This is a genomic window from Kitasatospora sp. NPDC029312 (assembly GCF_055569215.1).
This window is the reverse complement of sequence record NZ_JBVHXY010000012.1, coordinates 17,934-39,454: the sequence shown is the minus strand read 5'-3', so window position 1 is coordinate 39,454 and position 21,521 is coordinate 17,934. Positions and strand designations below refer to the sequence as shown.

Genomic DNA, 21,521 nt, shown 5'->3' with positions numbered 1-21,521 from the left:
GCTCGCCGGAGACGCGACTGCGCGACTCGCCGCCGCCCTGGCTGCCGAGGAGCATCACACAAGCTGAGCCAGAACCGCCTCTCACCTGCGCAGCCACATACCGGATCTCCGTTCAGCCAGATCATTGCTTTCACCTCGGGCTCACAAGTGCGTCCACATGATGGTTGCTTGAGGTAGGACGTACAGCCGCAGTCCCGGGTGGGTGCACCACACCCACGCCCCGACCCGTGAGGCGGGTCTAGCGTGGCGGCCATGGAAAGCGACAACGGGCTCGGTAAGTACCTGCGTGCTCGCCGTGCGATCACCACGCCGCGGGACGTCGGGCTGCTCGACGGCGGGGACCGGCGGGTGCCGGGACTGCGGCGGGACGAGGTGGCGCTGCTGGCCGGGGTAAGCACGGATTACTACATCCGTCTGGAGCAGGGTCGTGAGCGCAACCCGTCCGAGCAGGTGCTCCGGGCGATCGCTGCGGCACTGCGGTTGGACGGCGCCGCGGCGGGTCACCTGTTCCGGCTCGGCCTGCCCGTCTTCGCCGCGGCGGCCGCGGTACCTACCGTCGCCCCGGAGTTGGTGCGTCTGATGCACGGCCTGCGCGACGTGCCGGCCTTCGTGATCGGCACGGCGCAGGACGTGCTGGCCGCCAACGCGATGGCGCGCGAGCTGTACGGCGGGTTCGCCCGGTACGACAACCTGCTGCGAATGATCTTCCTCGACCCGTTCGCGCGGGAGTTCTACGTCGACTGGGACAAGGCGGCGCACACCGCGGTGGGCAATCTGCGGGCGTCGTCCTCGCAGTTCCCCGAGGACGAGCGGATCGAGCGGATCGTCGGCGAGCTCAGCGTGCGCAGCCCCGCTTTCACCGGCCTGTGGGCACGTTACGAGGTCCGCCCCCGCATGCAGGAGGACAAACACTTCCGGCACTCCCGCGTGGGCGAGGTGCAGCTGCACTTCGAGGCACTGGCCGTCACCAGCGCCCCGGGCCAGCACCTGTCCGTCTACAGCGCGGAACCCGGCAGCGCCAGTGCCGACGCCCTGGCCCTGCTCCGCCGACTGGCCGAGCAGGGATCGGCCCCCACAGTTCAGGAGACCTGACCGACCGCAGCTCCCGCCGACGTCCTGGACCACCACATCCGTCACGGCATCGGCTTCATCCCGTGGGCGCCGGTGGCTGCGGCCGAGCTCGCCCGCCCGGCGGGCCGGCCGACCGGATCACGACCGCCCACGGCGCCCGGCTGCTCCAGGACGCGCCGGCCTGGCTGCTCGCCCGCTCCGAGCTCGTGCCGCCCATCCCCGGCACCTCCAAGGTCCCGCACCTGCAGGAGAACCAGGCCGCGGCGACGCTGCGCCTGACCGGCACCGAACACGGCGAACTCACCGACGCCGCATGACCCGCACCCCCGCGGGACCGGCCGCTTCCCTCTCCACCGGCCGGCCGGCCCCACCCACTCACCGAAGAAGGAACTTCAAGCCATGCTGCTTCCCTCCACCGAGGCAGGTCGGGGACGCCCCGTCGTCCTGCTGCACGCCCGCCCCACCGACCGCACCATGTGGGACGCCCACCTCCCGCTGCTCGCCGAGGCGGGCCTGCGGGCCATCGCCCTGGACCTGCCCGGCCACGGCGACGCGACCGTGCCCGACCGCCGCGAGGTGGCCCCCTGGTCTGACGTGCTCGACACGCTCGACCACCTCGGGGCCGACCGCTTCGTGCTTGCCGGGAACTCACTGGGCGCCCTGGTGGCACTCCAGGCCGCCATCACGGCACCCGAGCGGGTGGAGGGCCTGGTACTGGTCGGATACCGGTCCCACGACCAGCCCGCCTCCCCACGTCTGGACGCCGCCTGGCAGGCCGAACGGACGGCGCTGGCCGCCGGCGACCTGGACGCCGCGGTGAAGGCCGGCGTCCAGGCATGGACCTGGGCCGGGGCCGCCGAAAAGGTACGCACCCACGCCACCCGCATGCTCCACCGCCAGCTGACCGAACAGCTCACCCACGGCGAACCGCCGCAAGCGGCGGATCCCCTCGGCGCGGGCCCGGCGGCGCTGCGTACGCTCAGGAACGTGCCCGCTCTGGTCGGCGTCGGCGAGTACGACATGCCCGACTTCCACGAGGGCGGCGAGGTTCTGGTCCGCGACCTCGATGCGGGTCCGACCACCGTCATCCCCGACGCCGGACATCTCGCACCGCTGGAACAGCCCGCGGTGTTCTGCGCCCTGCTCCTGGACTTCGTCCGCCGCCTCCCGCAGCGGTCGTTGCCCGCACACCGGTACGCGTAGGCCTTCCACCACCAGCGTCTCTCGCGTCCTGTACCGACTATGGCGCGAGGGCGCCCCCGGACGCCGCTTCCCTGCCCAGGGTTGATTCGGATCCGCCTACGTATCCGCCTACGTACGTCACGTCAGTGACGCCGCTCACCGAGCTGCCGTCCGCCCGCACGAACAGCCCGGACATCGCCCCGAAGAATCAGACCTGCCCCACGTGACCAGGGAGTTCTCGGCCCGCCACCAGGGTCCGCCGACCACCCCCGGCAGCACCCGAGGCCCGGCCCCGTTGCGCCTTGCTTCGGGCGCGAGGCGGCCGGGACACCGCGTCCCGCGGTTCTGTGTCTGACGCCCTGTGGCGGCCTTCCCGCGCTCACCGACGACGACCGCCAGGCCGTCCGCGACCTCACCCGCCACCTCGACCCCGCCACGCTGCGTCAGGTCATGAGCCGGCTGGAGCGCACCCGCGCCGCAGCCTTCGCACTGGGCGGTACCGAGGCCTCGCCCGTCCGTCCCAGGGGCGCGCCGCAGCCAGTTCTGACAAGCCAGGCGCTGTCCACCACGCGGTGGCCGGCGCCTGGCGTTGTGCCTGCGTTCGAGTCCCTAAAGAGTTGCGGCAGTTCCTGACGGTCGGTCGGCAGCGAGAGGCGGGCGACGGGCTCGCCGCGTTCAGCCTTGGAGGGCGGGGGGCGGAGCTCACTGCGCCGCGAGGCGGGCCGCGACCTCCTCGGCGGGACGGCCGGCGTGGAGGCCGAGCACGTCGGCGATCAGCGCGTCGAGCGGCGGCCAGGGCAGCTCGCCGTGGTCGTTGTAGAGCACGACCAGGCCGTGCAGCGCCGTCCAGAGCAGCAGCCCGTCCTGCCACTGCCGGGCAGGGGCGGACTGCTCGCCGCCGTGCTGCCGGACGGCGGCGAGGGAGGCGATGATGGAGCCCAGCAGGGCCTCGCCGGCGTCGCCGGCGCCGTGGTCCTGGAGGAGGGTGAGGTCGGCGGGCATCCGGCCACCGAAGAGCGTGCGGTACTCGCCGGGGTGCTCGACCCCCCAGCGCACGTAGGCGGCGCAGCGGCCGGCCAGGTCGTCGAGGGGGTCGGCGGCCGGTGCCGCGGCCTCGTCCATCAGACGGGCGAGTTCGGCGTAGCGCAGGCGCAGCACGTGCTGGACCAACGAGCCGAGGTCGGGGAAGTGGCTGTAGATGCTGGCGGGCGCGACCCCGACCTCGCGGGCGACCTGCCGCAGGGTCAGCCTCTCCGGCTGGTCGAGGGTGGCCAGCAGGTGGGCCGCGGCCGCGACGAGCTCGGCCCTGAGCACCTGCCCCTGTCCGCGGGGGTTGCGTCGGCGGCGCGGGGCCTCCTCACCGCCCATTCCCGGATCCTCCCCTGTCGGCGACGGAAGATCACTTTACCTTTCGGCGTCGCGCAGCCGCCCCGGTCCAGCGCGGCGGACCACGGTCGAGCGCGGCGGAGTGCCGTGGAGCGCCCGGGCCAGCCTTGACAACCCGTAACCAACACATGTTCACTCAAGTAACCAACACCTGTTCAGTTACGGAGTCGTCATGCGCATCGCAGTCCTCGGCGCGACCGGGCGGGTCGGCCGCCTGGTGGTGGAACAAGCGCTCGACCGGGGCCACCAGGTCGTCGCCCTCGTCCGCAGTCCGCAGCAGTACGACCCGCCCGCGCGGGGCTGGGTCGAGGTCCGGTCGGCGGACGTGACCAGGTCGCAGGACTTCCCGGAGCTGGGCGACGTGGACGTGCTCGTCTCCGCGCTCGGCATCAGCAAGGGCGACGGCCCGGGCACCCTGCTCGCCGGCGCGCGGCTGCTGGCGGGCCTGCCGGTCCGCACGCTCTGGCTCGGGGCGCTCGGCTCGGGCGCCTCGACCGGCGCCGGCGGCGGGATCTACCAGAGCGTGATGAGGATGTTCGTCGGCAAGGAGCTGGCGGAGAAGGGCGCGGCCGACACGATCGTGCTGGCCGGCGGCGCCACCGTCTTCCACGCGCCCGACCTGTGGGTCGGCGGGCTCAGCGCGGCCCGCCGCAACGTTCCCCTGGCGCAGTACCCCAAGCCGCTGCTGCCGCCGCACGCCTCCCGCGCCACCGTCGCCGCGCTCATGCTCGACGAGGCCGAGCTGCCCACGGCCGGAGCCGGCATCCTCGTCCCGACGGCGGGCGCGTGATGGCGGGCTACATCGCGATCGAGGAGGCCATCGCGATCCCGGGCCTCGCCGAGCGCCGCCCCCCGTTCCCGGTGCCGGACGGCATGGACCCCGCCTTCGTCGCCGACGTGACCCGGCGGCTGCCTGACGTCACCGGCCTGAGGCTGCCGGACATGGACGCCAACGGCATCGCCGTGCAGGTGCTGTCGCTGACCGTCCCCGGCATCGAGGCGGACCCGGACCCGGCGCGCGCGGTGGCCAACGCCGGCTACGTCAACGACTCGCTGGCCGCGATCGTCACAGCGCACCCCGACCGGTTCGCCGCCTTCGCCGCCCTCCCGCTGCAGGACCCGGCCGCCGCGGTCGCCGAACTCCGGCGCGCGGTCGGGGAACTCGGCTTCAAGGGCGCCCTGGTCAACGACCACGTCCAGGGCAGGTACCTCGACGACCCCGCCTTCGACGCCGTCTGGGCCACCCTGGTCGAGCTCGGCGTGCCGCTCTACCTGCACCCGGGCATGCCACCCGCCGACTCCTGGCACGTGCTGTCCGGGCACCCGGAGATGAACGGCGCGCTGTGGAGCTGGCAGGCGACGACAGGCGGGCACGCCATGCGGATCGTGCTCTCCGGGGTCTTCGACCGCCACCCGGAGGCCCGGATGGTCCTCGGCCACGCGGGGGAGTTCCTGCCGTTCCAGCTGTCCCGGTTCGACTCCCGGTACGCCACGCTGAGCGTCCCGACGCCGCTGCTGCGCAGTCCGTCGCAGTACTTCGGCAGCAACGTGCTGGCCACCACCAGCGGCGTGCTCTCGCCGGCCACGGTCGAGGCGCTGGTGCACGTGCTCGGCCCGGAGGCGGTGCTCTTCGCCGTCGACTACCCCTATGAGAAGACCGGGGCCGCGGTCGCCGCCCTGGAGCGGACCGCCCTCCCGCCGGAGGTCAAGCGCCGCATCGGCTCGGCGAACGCCCGTGCCCTGCTGCGCCTCTGACCGCCCGCCGGCTCGCAGCGCCGCGGCCCCGGCCGAACGTCCGGCCTGGTACTGCAGTTGCGGTTCTTCATCTGCCCTGGTCAGCAGCTTGTTTTTGAGTCTACGGGGCTGCCGGCCCGTCATGTCGGTTGCGGTTCGTGACGAACTCGATCGGGGCGCGTCGGTCCGGGTGCGGAGACGGATGTCGAGCCCGGGTTCCGGTGCTGTCCCGGTGTCCGGTCGCTGCGCCCCGTCGCCTGCTGCGCCTGGCCGGCCCCGACGGCTCCATGCCTCGCATGCCGGGCGGCCCCAAGGGAGTGGCGCCGTGCCCGGCTGGGCGATGGCCAACCTGGCCGGCACACTGCCATGCGCTATGTCACCGCCGCACACCTCGAACAACCATCGAGCTCCCGCGATGAAAGCTTGATCAGAAGGCGTGTCCCGCGGGTTTACCGCCACCCTGCTGGGACGGTGCCGGCTCGGCGGTCTGGGGGGGCGGTGAGGTCGAGGAGGAGCATGGCGTCGTGGTCGGGTGTGCCGGGGCGGGCGGTGTAGACGCCCAGGCGCTGGCCGGGGGTGCCTTCGAGGGTCATGCCCTGGAACCGGAGGGTGATCGTCCCGACGTGGGGGTGGTGGAAGGTCTTGGCGGTGACCTTGCGGCCGGTGACGTCGCAGTGGTCCTAGAGCCTGGCGAAGTCGGGGCTCTTGAGGAGGAGTTCGCCGACGAGCCGGTGAGGTCGGGGGCGTCGGGATCGGTGCCAGCCGCCCGCCAGGCCCGGCCGACCACCGGCGCCGTCGCCCAGCCCCTTTGCACCGACCTGGAGCGCGCCGGCCTCTCCACCCTGAGCGGCGACGACCGCCAGGCCCCGCGACCTCACCCACCACCTCGATGCCGCCACGCTGCGCCAGGTCATGAGCTGGCTGGAACACACTCGCAGCGCGGCCCTCGCACCGCGCTGCGAGCAGGGCCGGCCTGGCCGGCCGGTCGTGCGCCGCCGGTTCTGACACGCCCTGCGGCGCCGGCTACGAGACGACCGGCGCCGCTGGGGGTGCAACGACTGTCTCCGCGGCGGCCTTCGCCGGGCCTCCGGCTCATGCCTGCATGCCGCCGTCAACCGGGAGTACCGTGCCGGTCACATAGGATGCGCGGTCGCTCAGGAGCCAGGCGGCAGCCTGGGCGATCTCGTCAGGATCGGCCCCACGACGCAGCGGGGTACGCGCGTTGAGCTGGTCGATGACGCCGGGGGATCGGTCGTTCCACGCACGCAGCATCTCGGTCAGTGTGGTGCCGGGGGCGATGGCGTTGACGCGGATGCCTTCCGGGCCGTAGGTGATGGCGGCCGACTCGGTGAGGCTGTTGACCGCCCGCTTCATCGCACCGTAGGCGGGCAGCGTGGGATTGCCCATCAGGCTGCCGACGGACGAGTTGTTGACGATCGCACCCGTGCCGGCGGTGGCCCGGATGGCGGCGACCTGGGCGGACATGGCCAGCCACGGACCCTTGAGGTTCACGGCGTAGAGGTGGTCGAAATCTGCCTCGGGCACGTGGTCCATCGGGGCCGGCGGCACGCTGGTCGCTGCGTTGTTGAAGGCGACGTCGAGCCGGCCGTACAGGTCGACGGCGCGGTCGACGGCGGCACGGACACTGGCCCCGTCGGCCAGGTCGCACACTGCGTACTCGGCGGTGCCGCCGGCCGCCCGGACTTCCTCGGTCACCGCCTTGAGCTGGTCCTGCGTGCGGGCCGCGAGCAGCACCCGGGCGCCCTCCCGGGCGAACAGGCGCGCCGCGGCGGCGCCGATGCCGCGGCCGGCACCGGTGATGAAGGCGACCTTGCCGGCCAGCAGGCCCATGGCGGCTGGTGTGGAGATGTCGGTGGTCTGTGCGTTGTCCATGGCAGCGAGCCTGCGTCCCGCCGCGGGGCCGATCCAGGCACCAGCGGTACCTGGATCGGGTCCGCGGCGCCCGCGCACACTAGGCGGCGTGGACAGACGAGAACTGGCTGGCTTCCTGCGCAGCAGGCGTGAACGCATCAACCCTGCCGACGTGGGACTGCCCGCCGGGCCGCGCCGCCGTACCCCGGGGCTGCGCCGCGAGGAGGTGGCGCAGCTGGCGTTCATCTCGACCGAGTACTACACCCGGCTGGAGCAGGCACGGGGCCCGCGCCCCTCACGCGAGGTCATCGCCGGTCTGGCCCGGGCCCTGCGCCTGTCGGACGCCGAGGGCGACCACCTGCACCATCTCGCCGGCGCCCCGCCCGGTCCGCCGGCCGGGCCCTCACGAGAAGTGCGGCAGAGCATCCTCGACCTGCTGCGACGGCTGCCGCACGCCGCGGCGATCGTGCTGTCCGCGACCTACGAGGTGATCGCCTGGAACGACCTGGCGGCAGCTCTCCTGGAGGACTTCTCCGCCCTGCCCCGGCGCGAGCGCAACCTCGTGCGCCGTGCCTTCCTCGCACCGCGATCGGGGGAGCGGCTGCCGTACGACCCGTCCGAGGTGGAGACGTTCGCCCGCGCCGCGGCCCGGCACCTGCGTGCCACCGCCGCCCGCTACCCGGACGATCCCGAGGTAGCCGCGCTGGTGGACGACCTCCTCGCAGGCAGCGCGGAGTTCGCCCGGCTGTGGGCCGCCCACGACGTAAGCGCCGAGCCCACCCTGCGCAAGACCCTCCACCACCCGCTGATCGGCCCCATCACCGTCAACTGCGATGTCCTCGACATCACCGACCGAGACCAACAAGTCGTCATCTACACGGCCGAGCCCGGCTCTCCCGCGGAGGAGGCGCTACGGCTGCTGTCGGTGATCGGCACCCAGCGCATGGACGTGCCCGGCTGAGTCGAGCCAGGATGGCAGCCCGGGTCGCGGGCGCCACCCGCCAAGGAGCGGCTGGCGCGGGAGGCGCAGGAGCGGCTGGAGGCTGTTCGTACGGCCAACGCCGCGCTGCGCCCGTGCTGGACGTGCCGGGGTTTGGTCGGCGGGGAGGAGGGCTCGTCGTCTGTCCATCCTGCTCCTGAATACGCTGAATGAGTGACTTGTCATCAGTATGAGCCTGAAACGCACGGGCAGCAGCTCCAGGTAGTCCCGCCCCGACAGCGGCACTGGGACGTGCCCGCAGACGGCGGTCTGCGCGCCCCACATCTCATTCGGTGTCAGCCGCGCCTTCAGCAGTACGGGGTGGCGCAGCCCGTTGTGGGGGCGGTGGTGCCAGTGGACGATCCATTCGTCGAGGAGGTCCTGTAGCTGGGCGACGCTGTAGCAGGCGTGCTGTTCGACGTCGCGGCCACGCTCGAGGACGTTGGAGCCGGTGTAGCCGGGCAGGTACTGCCACAGCAGGGCGTTGATGGAGCCGAAGGTGCGCTCCACGATCCCCTTCGCGGTGGGGGCGTGGGGCGGCGCGGGCTGGACGCTGACCCCGAGGCTCTGGCAGGCGGCGGTGAAGGTCTCGGAGAGGTAGATCTTCCCGCGGTCGACGACGATCGTCTCCGGCACGACGACCGGCCGCGCCGCGGCGCCTTCGAGGCGCTTGTCGGCCGACAGCAGCTCCTCCCGGTACGGGATGGAGGAGCGGGCGAACCGCAGGACGTCGGGCCAGGTGGGCCGGGCGGGATGGGGGACGGACATCTCCGCGAGCAGCAGCGCGGCGTCGACGGCCTTGGTGCTGGCCGGGCGCAGGACCGCGGCCAGGATGGAGCGGGTGGCGACGTCGACGGTGATCGTCAGCTCCGGCCGGCCCGGGGCACCTGGACGACGCGGCGGCCGCGCTCAACGTCCACCTGACCGGGGAGGAACGCGGCCCTGGAGGCGCCGTACACGCCCCGGCTGCCGACAGAGCAACGACGGTCTCGGCTACACACCCACGCACACGACGCACCAGCATCAGCTCGACCTTTAGCAGAGAGCGGACGGGCCGGACCTGGTCCGCCCCTCCCGCTGTTGTTGCGCCGCCGCCCGTCTACAGCTCCGTCCACCCGCACGCCCGCCCGCTGCGGCCGCTGAGCGGGTGCCAGATTGGTGCGGCCGGGCCGCGCTGGACGAGGTCCTCGATCCGGGCGGCGCCGGCCGGGACGGCGGCGAGCATCTCGGCGGTGACCGGGTTCTCCTCGGCGGCGACGCGCAGGTCCGCCACCGCGCCGCGCACCCCGGCGGCCGCCGTGCCGACCAGGACCACCAGCAGTTGCGGGAAGGACCGCCAGCGCCGCTCCCACGCCCGGCCCTGGCCGTCCGGGCCCGCCTGCTCCCACAGCCGGACGCACGCCGCCAGCTGCGCCGCGGTCTCCTCGGCGCCAATACCGGGGCGGTGGCGTTCGGCGAACGCCCGCAGGCGGTGCCGCTCCTCGCCGGTGCCGGCGGTGTAGGCGAGCTCGGCGGCGGGCCGGTACACCCCGCCGCCCGCGACAGGCAGCCGTGGGACGGGGAGGAGGTCGAGCGGCCCCCAGGCCTCGCCGCGGGCGCGGGCGTCGGCGATGAAGGCGGCGTGGATCCGGCCGACGTCGAGCAGGTGCTCGTGCCCATGCCGGACGGCGAGCTGCTCGACGTCCGGTGCCTGGGCATCCGCGCGTCGGGCCTCGCGGAAGGTCGCCGCCACCGCTGCGCCCTGGGCGGTGAGGTGCCAGGCCTTCGCCCGGCCGGCCTGTGGCAGGGTCACGAACTCGGCCAGGCTTGGACGGATTCGCTGAAGGGGTTGCCTGATGCGGCACTTGGACCGTCTGGAGGGGGCCGAGACGGCGCTGGTCTGCGCCGTGAACGCCGAGGAGTTGGCCCGGGAGCCGGAGCCGACGGGGCCGCCGGTGGAGGCGACCCTGGCGGCTCAGGGGATGAGCGCGGCGACCGCTTCGACGAGCAGCATCCAGGTCGGGTGCCCACCGGTGCCGAAGGCTGAGGCGAGGGCGTAGCCGAAGATCCGGCTCGCAGTCCGGGTCGCGGGTCAGCACGACGGTGGGGATCCCTCCCCGGAGACGGTCACCCGCTCCTGGTCCTCCAGGCTGACGGTGATCGCGCCGAACAGGGTGTCCTCGGAGGTGAAGGGGGCGGGCGTCGGGAGGTCGGTCATCTGTGCTTCCTTCCTCGGGATCGGATCACCGCGGGTACGGTCGGACGGGGTCCGCAGCTGCGGACGATCCTTTCACCCGGCCGCTGGGGCCAGTCGGCTGCCCGCCAGTTCGCGGTAGAAGTCGCTGCGGTCGAGCAGTTCCCGGTGGGTGCCCTGGCCTAGCACCCGGCCGCGGTCGGTACCACCGCAGACATCACCGAGGGCACCACCGCAGGTATGTGCGCAGGTACCACCGCAGCTACCCCGCTACTCCCGGCGCCTGGCTGTGACGGGCTTCTCTGCACTTCACCCGAACGGGTGGTGGGCTGGGTAGGGGAACGGCCGTCCGGCCCGGCCCGTTGGACGGGCATGGGGCTGAATAAGCGAGCGGGGCATCAGGGGACCGGGCCCGGAGTGATCACCCCGGACGGATGCGCGGTCGAGCTGTACTCGCGACTGCCGGTCGGGACCCAGCCGGACATCGTCGCCGCGGCCGTGCCAGCGGGTGCGCACATCCTGGAACTGGGCTGCGGCGTGGGGCGCATAACCCATCCGCTCCTGGAGCGGGGTTTTACTGTGACTGCTGTGGACGAGTCCCGCGAGATGCTCGAACGTGTACGCGGCGCGCGCACTATACACAGCGCGATCGAGGATCTCGACCTGGGCGAGACGTTCGACGTGGTGATGCTCGCGTCGTTCCTCGTGCACGCCGGAGACGTTGAAGTGCGGCGGGCGCTGCTGCGCACCTGCGCCCGGCATCTCGCAATGGACGGCTGCGTGCTAATCCAGCGAGAGGGTGAGGACTGGCACACGAACCTGCCGAGTGAGCGTGTCGACCCCAGTGGCTTCACGACGCGGATTGTGTCGGCGGAGCCGGCCGGTGACGGGGTGAACTCGGTGTATGCGGAGTACGAGTTTCCGGATGCCACGTGGACACAAACGTTCCTGTCCCGGCCGCTGACGAAGGAGCAGTTCGAGGGAGCGGTCGCGGAGGTGGGCCTGAAGGTGGACAAGTACCTGACGGACGACCGGACATGGGTGCGGGCGAGTCTCGCGGCTTAGGGGTACGACTGGTCAAGGGGCCTCCGGAGTTGAGGGGTCGGTTCGGGGTTTGGGAATGCCCAGATCGACGACCGGGCGTCGGGCTCGCCGTTGCGTTTCCTCGCGCTTGGTGCGGAGGAAGGTGAGCGTGAAGGCTCTGAGCTGAACCGCTGTTATTCAGCCCGTCAGCCACCTGAGTCAGCAGGGCGAGCGGGGTAGGCGGATCAGTCGCAAGGGACCGGAGGCCGCCCGTGAGTGGTTCACGAAGCGGCTTCAGGGGCTCGGCGAAGCACCGAGGCGGCCGGGCCCCGGGTACCGACCGGCACTCCCGGGACAGGACACTTGTACCGGGCCCGCCCGCACGAGACTTCCGGACCAACGGTGAGCGCAGCGCCCCTGCTCGGCCACCACGACGGCCATCAGCCCATCCCGCGTACCCAGAACGGCGTCGCCGCGGCGTTGCCGCCCGCGCAGCGGATGGAGTTCTACCGGGAGATGGGCGAAGCCGACGTCGAAACGATCGGCGGCGTCCTGCGCCGCTGGTGGCTGCGGGCGGAGCTGTACCGCGACCCGGAGGGCGACCGGATCCACGTCGCCGTCCAGGCCGGCACCGCTCCCGGCACCTCCTCCGCGGTGCGCCGCCTCGGGGCCTCGGCAGTCTGACGCGTCTCGCACATTAACCCCGTCCGCGCTTCTTCTGGCCCTTGCCTCACCACCGTGACAGGTTTCCTTGGCCGTCCGCGCCCTCGATCGGCTCGAGGCAGGATCGGGCTGCGAGGCAGTGGCCGGTCAGAGGGGAATGACGCGGGTGAGACGCACGACGTGGCTGTGCGGGTCGATGACGTATTCGACGAGGCTGCGTCCGTGGGGGATCGGGAGTCGGCGCCAGTCGCCGGCGCTGTCGCGGGCGCTGCTCTCGGGCAGCCACGGATCCTCGGCGATCGCTACGGTGAGCGCGACGATGGCGGAGAACAAGTCGACGGGCAGGCTGGGGTCGGACAGGGCGTCCTGGACGGCTTCGGAGGGCAGGACCGGCCACAGGTCGTCGGGTTCTTCGTTACTCACCCGGCAGGTCCCCGCCCCGTTCACGGCGCAGCCGCAGAACGTCGGCCATGGTGCTGGTGGGCAGGGTGCCGTTGCGGGCGGCGGCGATGATGCGATCCTGGTCGGGGTTGGTGTCCATCTCCGCCTCGCACCACCAGCGGTTGAGGATCTGCTCGACCTGGTCGATGGGGGCGTGGCCGAGTTCACGGTAGAAGGCCATCCGGCGGGCGCCGGTCAGGGCCTCGGCGATGCCGTCAGGTGTGCGCGGGACTCGGGGCTGCGGGGTGTGGTCGTGCACCGGCTGGGCGCTCATGGCGGACTCCTCCTGCTCGTACCGACCACGGTATCTGGTGCGCGTCGGGCTGTGGGCGGCGGCCGTCTTGGTAGTCATGAGGGGGCTGCGCGGCGGGGCATCTTCGGTAGCGTTGTGCTGAAGCTTGGCTTGGGCCCGGGACATTGATGATCACATTGGGGGTGCGTCGGTGCGGCCGGGCGGGTGCTCGGAGGAACTCGGAATCCTCCCCTCGGTCGTCAGCCGCGGAATGACCCTCCTCGTCGAACGCGGCCTCGTCCTGCGCAAGGGCTACCGCTACCGCCTCCGCCCCGCCATCGCCGGCTACAGCTCCGAACTCGAGATGCAGGCCGCCATGGCCCGCGCCGCCCGCGAAGGCGTTCCCCCATCCTCATCCCCGACTACCAGGCCGCCCCTCCCAAGGCAGGCCGCACCCGGCTGCGCGCGGTCGGCTAACCGCCTGTTCGGGACCCGACCGGAGATAGCGGTCTGGCCTACCTCGGTCTGGACTGCGAGACTGGTGATCATGACTGACCGCCGCAGGCTCTCCCTGCGCTTCTCCGAGCCCGCCACTGACGCTCCCGCGCCCGCCCAGTCCGGCGTGCGCTGGCTGCCGGTCGAGCAGTGGGCGGACTTCCGCCAGCCGCCCGGTGAGGCCGCGGCCGTACCCGCCCCGGCCCGCCGCCACCTCTCGCCCGGCAGCCTGACCTTCTCTGACCCGGACCGGCCGATCTGACTGGACCTGGCCATTCCTCCGCAGGCTTCTGACCGACCTGATCGCCGAACGCCTCACCGACGCCCACCAGGACACCAGCGGCGCCGTGCTCCAAGCCGGCATCCCGATGGGTGCCCGAGGACGGTCCACACCTTCGCCTGGTAGGCGGCGCGGACCCGGCGGGCCAGGACCAGGACGGCGGCCCGGACGTCCTCGATCGCCGTGCGCAGCTGCTCGGTCAGTTCCCGGGCCCATGCTTCGCCGACTGGGCTGGCCTGCTCCTGGTGCTCGCTGTGCACGCCCGAATCGTTCCCTGGGACGTTGGCTGGAACCGCTGCCGGCGCGGCGGACCGGCGCTCCTGAGCCTGGCGGGGCGGTGTCGGGCCGTACCCGGCTGCGCGCCGTCGGCTGACCGCTCGTATGTGCTGGTGTGGGCGACGTACATCGTGGAGCCGGTTTGACCATGTTGTTCCGAGGAGCCGAAACGCTTGGCGGGCTACCCAGGCCCCGGGGCCTGGGTGAGCAGGTCGGGCAGGTGCAGCGGGCCGCGTCGGTCGGGGCCGACTGGGATGTTCCACAGGGCGTGGGGCCAGGGCGCGGTGAGTTCGGGGCCGCAGTTGCCGATATCGCCTACGCCGTCACGGACGGCGGTGAAGCGGTGGCCGTAGCCGTCTTCCATGGTCGGGGCGGGGTAGAAGAGGTCGCCGTCGATCAGATAAGGCTGGCCGCAGCCGCCCCCGCTGGCGGTGTCGCCGACGCACCACAGCCCCTACTCGGCATGGGCGCCGATGTCCGCGCACGGCCCGTCCAGCGGCTCACGGGCGAACGTGCCGTCCGAGGCTCCACACGGACAGCCGTCCTCGAACTGGTACCAGTCGATTGGCGCCTGGCCGTCGAGCCTCTCGGCGAGCCAGCTGGGATGGATGCCGAGCGCGGCCGCGAGCTTGTCCGCTCCGCGAGCCCGGGAGTGGAACCTCCGGCGGCCCAGTGTCCGACCTGGTGAGCGGGGACGCCGAGCCCGCGAGCAAGGGCGGTCTTGTTGCTGCCCGTGGCGGAGATCAGCAGACGCAGCCGGCGAGGGAACGCACCAAGACGGTGGATGCGCCACATCGGGTGCCCGTCGATCTCCTCGCTCGAGTACCCGGTCCCCCACGAGTCGGTCTCCTCGAGGAAGCCGATCAAGCGGCGCTGCTGCGCCTGCGTCAGCCAGGCGAGCGCCTGGGTGTCGTCGAGGCCGGTGTCCGGCGGGATTTCGCTGAGCACGGTGTCAGCGGCGTACAGCTCGCTCATCGGGTCGTCGGTGCCGGCCCCGGCCTCGAAGACAACCGCGAGCAAGCGCTGGAGGACCGCCCTCCGTGCGGTCGACTCCTCCGTGCCGCCCAACAGGGCACAGCACGCGTCGAGAGCGCGCAGCAGGCGCTGTTCGGTCGACCGGTCCCAGAACTCGAGCATCCCCGCGTCCTTCCTGGTCCCGTCGTCCTGCGGCCGAACCAGTCTGGCAGGGCCTGCCGCCGGAAGCGTGGCCTGGTCACGGCTTCTGCGGTGCGGTCGCGGTGATGAACATTTAGGGCACGTCCCCGTGCCGCGCCAGGACGCCGGGCCGGTCCGAGGCCGGCCCGTAGATGCTGCGTCCGCCGGGGTAGGAACAGCCGTTGCTGATCAGCATGAACCCGTCTTCGATGTCGGCCGGGTCGAGGGCGGTGGTGTCCAGGTGGAGGCCGTCCAGGGGCCGCCGGTCAGTGGAAGTCGTCCGGGGCCGGGACCGCTGGGGGTAGCACTCCTCGCCGTGGATGAGTTGTGCGAGTTCTGTGGCAGGGCCGGCTGTGTCGAACCAGACGAGCTGGTGGTGCTGCTCGCGTTCGATGAGTTGGGCCGGGGTCACCGACGGTGTGGTCAGAGCTGTCGGGGCGTTCGTTGGGCATCGAGGGTTTCTCGTCGTGCGGCCGGGCGTCTGGCCCCCATTGTGGCGGTTCCGGTGCGGGCGGGGAGCGGTTCTGCGGAACAGGGGGATTCCTACCGACGACCCGCGCGGGACGGTGACGAGGACCTGGACAGGCTCGACCGTTATCCGTACTGGACTCCGCGGCCAGGCTCCCCGCGCCGGCCTCCGACGCCGGTGGAAAACCTGGTCGCAGAGGACGCGGCAGACCAGGCCCGACGCCGATGGGCGAGTCGGCACCCTTTGAGCCGGTACCTAGGGTGTGATGGCGCAGACCGTGAGGGCGCCGATGATCAAGGCGGGGCCGAAGGCGATCCGACGTTGCCGCCCACCGGACGCCATGAGCGCGGCGCCGTGCATCGCGCACAGCGTGAAACCTGCGGCGAGGCCCCAGAACAGAGTGAACCAGCTGTGCCAGCCCAGGACTGCGGCCAGCACCGGAGCGAGTTTCACGTCGCCCAGGCTGACGCCTCCGGCAAGGAAGAGCAGGGTGAACACGGCGGCGGCCGTGGCGGCCCCCACGGCCGCGCGCGGCAGGGACCCGGGGGAGCCGTGGGCGGCGGCTGCGCCGAGGAGCAGGGCGACACCGGTGGCCGCTGCGGCGACGAGGTGGTCCGGGAGGCGTCGTACGGAGGCGTCGGTGATGACCAGTACGGCTCCGATGAGGGTGAGCCACAGCTGGGCGGCGGTTACCCACATACCGCTGCCGGTCGCGATGGCGGCGGTGACGCCGACTCCGGTCAGGGTCTCGGGGAGTAGCGGTGCGGGGCCGATTCGGTGGGTGCAGTGCGGGCAGCGCTGGGTGAGGCTGATGGCGTGAAGGTCGCGTGGGCGGGTGGCGTTCAGGGGGCGGTCGCAGTGGGGGCAGGTGTGGCGGGGGAGTTCGTGTCCTGTGGGGGCGGTGTAGTGGGTGGTGAGGGGGCGTACGAGCAGGGTGCCGGCCAGGACGCCGGCGATGGTGGCGGCGGGCAGTGGGATGGGCATGTCCGTGTGTGTCTCGTGTGTCAGCGGGAGGCGAGGGGGCGGGGGAGCAGTTCGTGCAGGAGGGCGGCGGTTTCGGTTTCCATGTCGAGGTCGCCGAGCCGGCTGTTGATCCGGGCGAGGGTGGCGGCCGCTGCGCGCAGGGCGTCGGTGTCGCCTGTGGCGTGGTGGGCGCGGAAGAGGCAGCGGTGCAGGGTCTCGTTCTCCTCGCCGGCGAGCAGTCCTTGTTTGGCGGCCCAGAGGGCGCCGGGCGCGTCGTGGGCGTCGAGTCGGCGGGTGGACAGTTCGTGGGCGGCGTGGGTGATGGTGGAGACCATCGTCTGGATGGCGGGTTCGGCCCAGGAGTAGCGGGTGGGGTCGATGCCGGTGAAGGGGCGGCCGCGCACCAGGGCGAGGGCGCGGCGCAGGGCGAGGTCGCCGTCTTCGCCGGGGTCGGCGAGGCCGTTTCGGTAGTGGTGGAGGAAGCGGTCCCAGTCGCAGTCGACGTGGGTGAGGCGGTAGCGGTTGTCGTCGGTGTCCTGGACGCGCGGCAGGTGGAGGGTTCCGTCGGGGGCGGAGCCGAGCCAGGAGCGGGCGCGGGAGATGGCGGCGTTGCGGACCTGCTTGCTGACGATCTGTCCGGGCCACAGGGCCGCGTCGATGGCGTGGTGGTCGACGCCGGGGTTCAGCGCGAGGTAGGTGATGAGCTCGGTGGCGCTGCGCCGGCGGTTGGAGTCGATCTGTCCGGCGGCGCCGTCGATGGTGATGGGGCCCAGAAGCAGGACGGACGGGCCGTCGGGGGCTTGGTCGGGGGCGGGGGCGGGCAGGGTGCGCCGGGTGCGTGCGGGGGCTGCCGGTGCCGAGTCGTCCTGGTCGTTGAGGACATCGGCCAGGGTTGGGCCGGCGGGCGCGTCGTGGGCGGTGGGTGCCTGGGGTCGGGGCACTGGGGCCTGGAACGGTTTGACCGGGCCGGGCTGCGCCTGGCTGTCGGCGAGTTCGTCTTCCAGCTCGGCGTACTCGGCGGGCAGGCCGTCGTCGCCCGCTTCCGGCCCTGGGTCCGGTGCCTGGTCGCTGGTGCCGGGCGCGGTGGCCCAGGAGGGGGCGTCGGCGTCGGCGGGGCCGGCCGCGAGGACGAGGACGTCGATGGCGTCGGCGTAGTGCTCGTCGCTCAGGCCCTGGAGTACGACGGGCAGCCCTGAGCCGGGCAGGACCACCGCGGTGTCGTCGGCCGGGCAGTGGAGTGTCCAGCCGGTGTCCGGCCCGGCCGGGGCGCTGGCGGTGACGACCGCGGCGGCGGTGCGGGGCTGCTGGGTGAGGTCGGCGAGCAGCTGCGCACCCGGTTTGTCCTGCGGCAGGTCTGCGGCCAGGAGGATCCGTGGCGCCCAGGAGTCGGAGGCCTCGGCGAGACGGGCCGACCGGAGGGATCCGGCCCCGGCGGCGGTCAGGGCGCGGCGCTGGCTGGTGATGTGGTCGATCAGGCTCTCGGCGGCCTGCGCGGGGTCGGTGAAGCGGCGGGCGCGGTCGGGGGCGGCGTTCTCCAGGCCGGGGGCGGTCGCGTCGAGGACGTCGACCTCCAGGTGCGCGGGCAGCGGGGTGGTGGCGAGTTCGACGGCGAGGGCCTGCAGGACGTGGCGGGCGCGGTCCTGGTCACCGGTCAGGTGGAGGACGCCGAGGTGTTCCAGGTCGACGAGGACGAGCCGGCCCTGCGGGTCGTGGCCGATGGACACCAGTGCCGGGTAGGGGGCGTCGGCTGCGGCGAGGCGCGCTTCGTCGCCGAGGCCGGGGCTGGTGGCCGGGCACGTCCACAGGCGGTCGGCCGTAGCGGCGAACGGCTCAACCGGCGTCCCGGCGGCACCGTCGTCGGCGAGGTGGAGTTCGACGCGGGACTCCGTGAGGACGACCGCGTCGAGGGAGGGTAGGTCGCGGCCCTGGTCCGCGAGGTTCAGCGCGAGGGTGCGCAGGGCCCGGTCGAGCAGGTGGAACCCGCCCGGGCGCTGGGCGGCGCGCAGGGACTGCTCGGTGGCGGCGGTGCGCCCGGTGGGCAGGGGGATGTGGCGGCCGGGGCGCAGGCGGCGCTGCTGGAGGCGGCGGCGCAGTGCGAGGGCGCCGATGAACGCGGCGGCCAGTGCCCCGGCGCCCGCGAAGATGCTGGCGGGGGCGAGGTGGTGCAGGTTCTGGGGGGCGCCCGGGGTGGTCGTGGCCTGTTCTGGCGTGGTGGTGGTTGGGGCGGCCGAGGGGGTGTTGGGGTTGGCGGGGGTACCGGCAGGGGGCGTGGTCTGTGCCGGAGGGCTGTCGTGTCGGTCGGCGGAGGGCGCGGGTGCTGTCGTGCTGGTGGTTGGCGCCGGGTGGGCGTCGGCGGGGAGTCGGAGGATGGTCCCGTGCGGGAGGGGTTGGGCGGGTGGGGTGTTGGCGAGTGCGGGGTTGAGGGCGATGATGTCTAGCCAGCGCTGCCCGTCGCCGAGGTGGCGGACCGCCACGTCCCACAGGCTCTCCGGGGTGTCCACGGTGTGTGTCGGCAAGCTGGGCGTGAGGGCGTCGGCCGCAGAGGTGCTGGTGGCCGGGCGGTCGGTGGGAGCGTGGCCGGCGGCGGGCTGCTGGCCGGGGGCGTTGGTTGGGCCGGGGATGACGATGACGTCGCCAGGCTGGAGTTCGTCGGCGTCGGTCAGATGGACGCCGCGGGGCTGCTCGGTCGCACGGCTCGCCTCGAACAGCCGCGGGTAGGCGTCCGCGTCACCGACCTCCCGCTCGGCGATCCCGGAGAGCGTCTCCCCCGCGCGGACCGTGACGGTGTGCCCGCCCGGGTCCTCCCCGTCGTCCTTCTGCGCCGGTGCCGAAGGCGCGGCGTGCGGGGCCTTCGCGTCAGCCGGCAGGCGCAGGACCACGCCGGGCTGGAGGAGGTCGGCCTTGTTGACCTGTGGGTTGAGGTTGGCGATCTCGTGCCAGCGGGTGCCGTCGCCGAGGTAGTGCTGGGCGAGGTCCCACAGGGTGTCCCCGTCGACGACCTGGTGGACGGGGCCGGTGCGGGTGTCGGGGGCCGCTACGGGTACGGCGGTAGCAGCGGGGCTCCCAACGACCGCGGCGGGTGCGGTCGCGGGGACCGGTGCGGCTGCGGCAGTCTGCGGGGCGGCGAAGGCGGCGCCGGCGGGCAGGAGCATCGCCACTCCGGCCACCAGGGCGGCTGCCAGGCGCTGGGTGGCTCCGAGCGCCCGTACGCGCGGTGCCCGCCGGTGGCGCAGCAGCGCGCAGACCTCCACCAGGGTGGAGGCGGCGAAGCTCAGCCAGCCGGCCCAGCCGAGCAGGGTGAGCGCACCGAGGAAGAGGCTGCCGTTGTCCGGGTTCGACAGGGCGTTGGTGACGTCGTCCCAGTTCGGCACCTGGTGGGGCAGCGCGCCGACGTGCCACAGCACGACCGGCAGGGCGGCGAGCAGGGCGACCAGGGCGGCGAGGGAGAGCACGCCGCGAAGGGCGGCGACGAGGCGGGAAGCGGGTCGGCGGGGCATAGAGGTCAGCCTCCCTGGACGATCAGTGCGGCGCTGCCGTGCCCTGTGACGGTCATGTCGCCGGGCCAGAAGTAGGGGTGGTACGTCTCGGTGGTGGAGACGTTGATCGAGCCGTCCGCCCCCCAGCTCACGGTGCCGGTGGCGCCGGCGCTGCGGAGGTAGGCGGTGGCGGCGCGCTGCGCGGCGGCGCGGTCGATGGCGACGCCGCCGCCCGAGATGGCCCGTCCGGCGTCGACGGCCTGCGCGCCGGTGCGGGCGGCTTCCTGGGCGGTGGCCTCGGCGTGGTTGAGAGCGCGGAGCTTGCCGGCGCCGTCGACGAGGAAGGCGATCAGCAGCATGATGGTGGCCGTCGCGACGGCCACGAACAGGGTGATGCTGCCCCGGTCGCCCGTCGCGCGGCGTCGCGCGAGGACCCGGCGCAGCGCCGTGGCGGGCCAGGGCTGGCGGGACGTCATGCTGCGGGCCTTCCGCGGTAGGCGTCGATGGCTGAGGTGAAGTCACTGGTGGCAGTGGTGCTGCCCGGTAGGCCTGGGAACGCGACGTCGGACAAGGCCACCGTGCATCGCACGGTCACCGTGACGGAGGACGGCGTCCCCAGCGGGGCCTGGAACCCGGCGGTGGGGACGGTGACCGACAGGCCCGTGCAGGTGAGGCCCTGGTCCTGGAAGGTCTGCTGGGCGACGCGCTGGGCGGCGATGCGGGCGGAGACGGCGTCGCGTCCGAGGGAGGCGGCGCGTGCGGCGTTGCGGGCGGCGTCGTCGACGACGTTGTGGGCGAGGTGGACGCGGCCGGCGGCCACGATGATGGCCAGCATGCCGAAGAGCACCGGGGCGAGGATGGCCAGCTCCAGGGTGACGCTGCCCCCGTCGGGGCGGCGGCGGGCGGCTGCGAGGAGTCTGCGGGCGCCGGTCACGGGGCGGTCACCCGTTCACGTGCGGCCGAGGCGTGCTGGTGCACCGGCAGACTGAGGCCGGGGATCCAGGTGTTCACTGTCCCGCTCACCTCGATGCGCACGGTCTGGCCGTCGCTGCCGGTCACGGACCGGTCGCTGATGGAGGTCCCTGCCCGGTCGAGGAAGTCCCGGGTGGAGGCTGTGCCCTGGCTGAGGGTGCCGCCCTGGATGCGGGCGCGTTCGACGCCGCGCTGGGCGGCGGACAGGGCGACGTTGCGGGCGTGGTACCAGAGGCCGGCCTGGATGGTGACGAAGATCAGGGCCATGAGGGCGGGGAACAGGATCGCCAGCTCGAGGGAGACCGCGCCGCGGTCCCCGCCGGGCCTGCGGCGTCGGGGCCGGCGGCGGGCCCGGGGGGCCGGGCGTGGTGTGGACATGGACTGCTCCTGGTAGAGGCCTGGATCCGGCTGCCGGGCGTGCGGCCTGCGGCTACTTGATCGCGCCTTCCTTCTCGGTGAGCTTGGTGGCGATGAACGTCCCCAGGCCGATGGCCGCCAGGACAAGCGCACCGATGATGATCGCGGCCTCGATGGACATGCCGCCGTAGTCGCTGCGCGTACGGGCGTCCCGCAGTCGGTAGAGCTGGTAGCGGATCCGGGTGAGGAACGCCTGGATGACCGGGTCGGCGGAGGCCGCCTTCTCGAAGTCGGGCACGGCGAAGGTCCTTTCGGTAGAGGT

At 72.9% G+C, this 21,521-nt stretch carries 26 protein-coding genes and 2 pseudogenes; 10 read left to right on the top strand and 18 right to left on the bottom strand.

Annotation, left to right across the window (positions count from 1 at the left end; translation table 11 throughout):
• Nucleotides 1-252 precede the first annotated feature (252 nt).
• The 3 genes from ACZ4WV_RS12665 to ACZ4WV_RS12655 all read left to right on the top strand — a co-directional run bounded on the left by ACZ4WV_RS12665 (nucleotide 253) and on the right by ACZ4WV_RS12655 (nucleotide 2,274).
• On the top strand, nucleotides 253-1,092 hold the full coding sequence (locus ACZ4WV_RS12665) for a helix-turn-helix domain-containing protein (protein WP_465745686.1): 840 nt from the start codon (nucleotides 253-255) through the stop codon (nucleotides 1,090-1,092).
• Nucleotides 1,093-1,154: 62 nt separating this feature from the next.
• The gene (locus ACZ4WV_RS12660; RefSeq protein ID WP_465745684.1) at nucleotides 1,155-1,388 is read left to right on the top strand and encodes a hypothetical protein; all 234 of its coding nucleotides are present in this window, start codon (nucleotides 1,155-1,157) and stop codon (nucleotides 1,386-1,388) included.
• An 82-nt stretch (nucleotides 1,389-1,470) separates the two neighbouring features.
• Nucleotides 1,471-2,274 (top strand): alpha/beta fold hydrolase, encoded by an 804-nt coding sequence (locus ACZ4WV_RS12655; protein WP_465745682.1) that lies wholly within the window; start codon nucleotides 1,471-1,473, stop codon nucleotides 2,272-2,274.
• A gap of 681 nt (nucleotides 2,275-2,955) precedes the next feature.
• On the opposite strand, the gene ACZ4WV_RS12650 is transcribed toward ACZ4WV_RS12655, so the two are convergent.
• On the bottom strand, nucleotides 2,956-3,621 hold the full coding sequence (locus ACZ4WV_RS12650) for a TetR-like C-terminal domain-containing protein (RefSeq protein ID WP_465745680.1): 666 nt from the start codon (nucleotides 3,619-3,621) through the stop codon (nucleotides 2,956-2,958).
• 190 nt (nucleotides 3,622-3,811) lie between these two features.
• On the opposite strand from ACZ4WV_RS12650, the gene ACZ4WV_RS12645 reads away from it, so the two are divergent.
• Both ACZ4WV_RS12645 and ACZ4WV_RS12640 read left to right on the top strand, forming a co-directional pair.
• Nucleotides 3,812-4,429 (top strand): NAD(P)-dependent oxidoreductase, encoded by a 618-nt coding sequence (locus ACZ4WV_RS12645; protein ID WP_465745678.1) that lies wholly within the window; start codon nucleotides 3,812-3,814, stop codon nucleotides 4,427-4,429.
• Nucleotides 4,429-5,394 (top strand): amidohydrolase family protein, encoded by a 966-nt coding sequence (locus tag ACZ4WV_RS12640; protein WP_465745677.1) that lies wholly within the window; start codon nucleotides 4,429-4,431, stop codon nucleotides 5,392-5,394. The genes ACZ4WV_RS12645 and ACZ4WV_RS12640 overlap by 1 nt, the downstream gene beginning before the upstream one ends.
• A gap of 428 nt (nucleotides 5,395-5,822) precedes the next feature.
• On the opposite strand, the pseudogene ACZ4WV_RS12635 reads toward ACZ4WV_RS12640, so the two are convergent.
• Nucleotides 5,823-6,142 (bottom strand): annotated as a pseudogene (locus ACZ4WV_RS12635) (MmyB family transcriptional regulator); the annotation flags it as partial.
• 323 nt (nucleotides 6,143-6,465) lie between these two features.
• Nucleotides 6,466-7,266, bottom strand: a complete 801-nt coding sequence (locus tag ACZ4WV_RS12630; RefSeq protein ID WP_465745675.1) for an SDR family NAD(P)-dependent oxidoreductase — start codon at nucleotides 7,264-7,266, stop codon at nucleotides 6,466-6,468.
• Nucleotides 7,267-7,354: 88 nt separating this feature from the next.
• Between ACZ4WV_RS12630 and ACZ4WV_RS12625 the strand changes: the two genes are divergently transcribed.
• Complete coding sequence (locus ACZ4WV_RS12625) at nucleotides 7,355-8,206, top strand: helix-turn-helix transcriptional regulator (RefSeq protein WP_465745673.1); 852 nt, start codon at nucleotides 7,355-7,357, stop codon at nucleotides 8,204-8,206.
• Between the two features lie 207 nt (nucleotides 8,207-8,413).
• On the opposite strand, the pseudogene ACZ4WV_RS12620 reads toward ACZ4WV_RS12625, so the two are convergent.
• A pseudogene (locus ACZ4WV_RS12620) lies at nucleotides 8,414-9,112 on the bottom strand (transposase); the annotation flags it as partial.
• A gap of 211 nt (nucleotides 9,113-9,323) precedes the next feature.
• Nucleotides 9,324-10,016 carry a hypothetical protein gene (locus ACZ4WV_RS12615; protein ID WP_465745671.1) on the bottom strand — a complete coding sequence of 231 codons (693 nt, stop codon included), beginning with the start codon at nucleotides 10,014-10,016 and terminating at the stop codon, nucleotides 9,324-9,326.
• Nucleotides 10,017-10,059: 43 nt separating this feature from the next.
• Here ACZ4WV_RS12615 and ACZ4WV_RS12610 point away from each other — a divergent pair, with 43 nt between their 5' ends.
• Nucleotides 10,060-10,263, top strand: a complete 204-nt coding sequence (locus ACZ4WV_RS12610) for a hypothetical protein (protein WP_465745669.1) — start codon at nucleotides 10,060-10,062, stop codon at nucleotides 10,261-10,263.
• A gap of 32 nt (nucleotides 10,264-10,295) precedes the next feature.
• On the opposite strand, the gene ACZ4WV_RS12605 is transcribed toward ACZ4WV_RS12610, so the two are convergent.
• Entirely contained in the window at nucleotides 10,296-10,421 is a 126-nt protein-coding gene (locus ACZ4WV_RS12605) for a hypothetical protein (RefSeq protein ID WP_465745667.1), read from the bottom strand.
• A 348-nt stretch (nucleotides 10,422-10,769) separates the two neighbouring features.
• On the opposite strand from ACZ4WV_RS12605, the gene ACZ4WV_RS12600 reads away from it, so the two are divergent.
• Together ACZ4WV_RS12600 and ACZ4WV_RS12595 are read left to right on the top strand one after the other, a co-directional pair.
• Nucleotides 10,770-11,462 (top strand): class I SAM-dependent methyltransferase, encoded by a 693-nt coding sequence (locus ACZ4WV_RS12600; protein WP_465745665.1) that lies wholly within the window; start codon nucleotides 10,770-10,772, stop codon nucleotides 11,460-11,462.
• A 360-nt stretch (nucleotides 11,463-11,822) separates the two neighbouring features.
• Entirely contained in the window at nucleotides 11,823-12,104 is a 282-nt protein-coding gene (locus ACZ4WV_RS12595; RefSeq protein WP_465745664.1) for a hypothetical protein, read from the top strand.
• Nucleotides 12,105-12,230: 126 nt separating this feature from the next.
• Here ACZ4WV_RS12595 and ACZ4WV_RS12590 read toward each other — a convergent pair whose 3' ends face one another.
• Together ACZ4WV_RS12590 and ACZ4WV_RS12585 are read right to left on the bottom strand one after the other, a co-directional pair.
• On the bottom strand, nucleotides 12,231-12,506 hold the full coding sequence (locus ACZ4WV_RS12590) for a hypothetical protein (protein WP_465745662.1): 276 nt from the start codon (nucleotides 12,504-12,506) through the stop codon (nucleotides 12,231-12,233).
• Nucleotides 12,499-12,798: a hypothetical protein gene (locus ACZ4WV_RS12585; RefSeq protein WP_465745660.1), complete on the bottom strand. Its 300-nt coding sequence runs from the start codon at nucleotides 12,796-12,798 to the stop codon at nucleotides 12,499-12,501. The genes ACZ4WV_RS12590 and ACZ4WV_RS12585 overlap by 8 nt, the downstream gene beginning before the upstream one ends.
• Nucleotides 12,799-13,303: 505 nt before the next feature.
• On the opposite strand from ACZ4WV_RS12585, the gene ACZ4WV_RS12580 reads away from it, so the two are divergent.
• Entirely contained in the window at nucleotides 13,304-13,513 is a 210-nt protein-coding gene (locus tag ACZ4WV_RS12580; protein ID WP_465745658.1) for a hypothetical protein, read from the top strand.
• 53 nt (nucleotides 13,514-13,566) lie between these two features.
• Here the strand turns inward: ACZ4WV_RS12580 and ACZ4WV_RS12575 are convergent, their stop codons facing one another.
• From ACZ4WV_RS12575 to ACZ4WV_RS12530, 10 genes are all read right to left on the bottom strand, one after another.
• Nucleotides 13,567-13,791, bottom strand: coding sequence for a hypothetical protein (locus ACZ4WV_RS12575; protein WP_465745656.1), 225 nt, complete (start codon nucleotides 13,789-13,791; stop codon nucleotides 13,567-13,569).
• A 197-nt stretch (nucleotides 13,792-13,988) separates the two neighbouring features.
• Nucleotides 13,989-14,171, bottom strand: a complete 183-nt coding sequence (locus tag ACZ4WV_RS12570; RefSeq protein ID WP_465745655.1) for a hypothetical protein — start codon at nucleotides 14,169-14,171, stop codon at nucleotides 13,989-13,991.
• Nucleotides 14,172-14,203: 32 nt separating this feature from the next.
• Nucleotides 14,204-14,944 (bottom strand): hypothetical protein, encoded by a 741-nt coding sequence (locus ACZ4WV_RS12565; protein WP_465745653.1) that lies wholly within the window; start codon nucleotides 14,942-14,944, stop codon nucleotides 14,204-14,206.
• Between the two features lie 112 nt (nucleotides 14,945-15,056).
• Nucleotides 15,057-15,374: a hypothetical protein gene (locus ACZ4WV_RS12560; protein ID WP_465745651.1), complete on the bottom strand. Its 318-nt coding sequence runs from the start codon at nucleotides 15,372-15,374 to the stop codon at nucleotides 15,057-15,059.
• Nucleotides 15,375-15,686: 312 nt separating this feature from the next.
• On the bottom strand, nucleotides 15,687-16,415 hold the full coding sequence (locus ACZ4WV_RS12555; protein WP_465745649.1) for a prepilin peptidase: 729 nt from the start codon (nucleotides 16,413-16,415) through the stop codon (nucleotides 15,687-15,689).
• 20 nt (nucleotides 16,416-16,435) lie between these two features.
• Nucleotides 16,436-19,891, bottom strand: a complete 3,456-nt coding sequence (locus tag ACZ4WV_RS12550) for a LysM peptidoglycan-binding domain-containing protein (protein WP_465745648.1) — start codon at nucleotides 19,889-19,891, stop codon at nucleotides 16,436-16,438.
• Nucleotides 19,892-19,896: 5 nt separating this feature from the next.
• Nucleotides 19,897-20,346 carry a pilus assembly protein TadG-related protein gene (locus ACZ4WV_RS12545; RefSeq protein WP_465745646.1) on the bottom strand — a complete coding sequence of 150 codons (450 nt, stop codon included), beginning with the start codon at nucleotides 20,344-20,346 and terminating at the stop codon, nucleotides 19,897-19,899.
• A complete protein-coding gene (locus ACZ4WV_RS12540; protein ID WP_465745644.1) occupies nucleotides 20,343-20,804 on the bottom strand; it encodes a TadE family protein in 462 nt (153 codons plus the stop codon). The genes ACZ4WV_RS12545 and ACZ4WV_RS12540 overlap by 4 nt, the downstream gene beginning before the upstream one ends.
• A complete protein-coding gene (locus tag ACZ4WV_RS12535; protein WP_465745642.1) occupies nucleotides 20,801-21,220 on the bottom strand; it encodes a TadE family protein in 420 nt (139 codons plus the stop codon). Before ACZ4WV_RS12535 ends, ACZ4WV_RS12540 begins: the two co-directional genes overlap by 4 nt.
• Before the next feature lie 52 nt (nucleotides 21,221-21,272).
• Nucleotides 21,273-21,497 (bottom strand): hypothetical protein, encoded by a 225-nt coding sequence (locus tag ACZ4WV_RS12530; RefSeq protein WP_465745640.1) that lies wholly within the window; start codon nucleotides 21,495-21,497, stop codon nucleotides 21,273-21,275.
• Nucleotides 21,498-21,521: the final 24 nt, after the last annotated feature.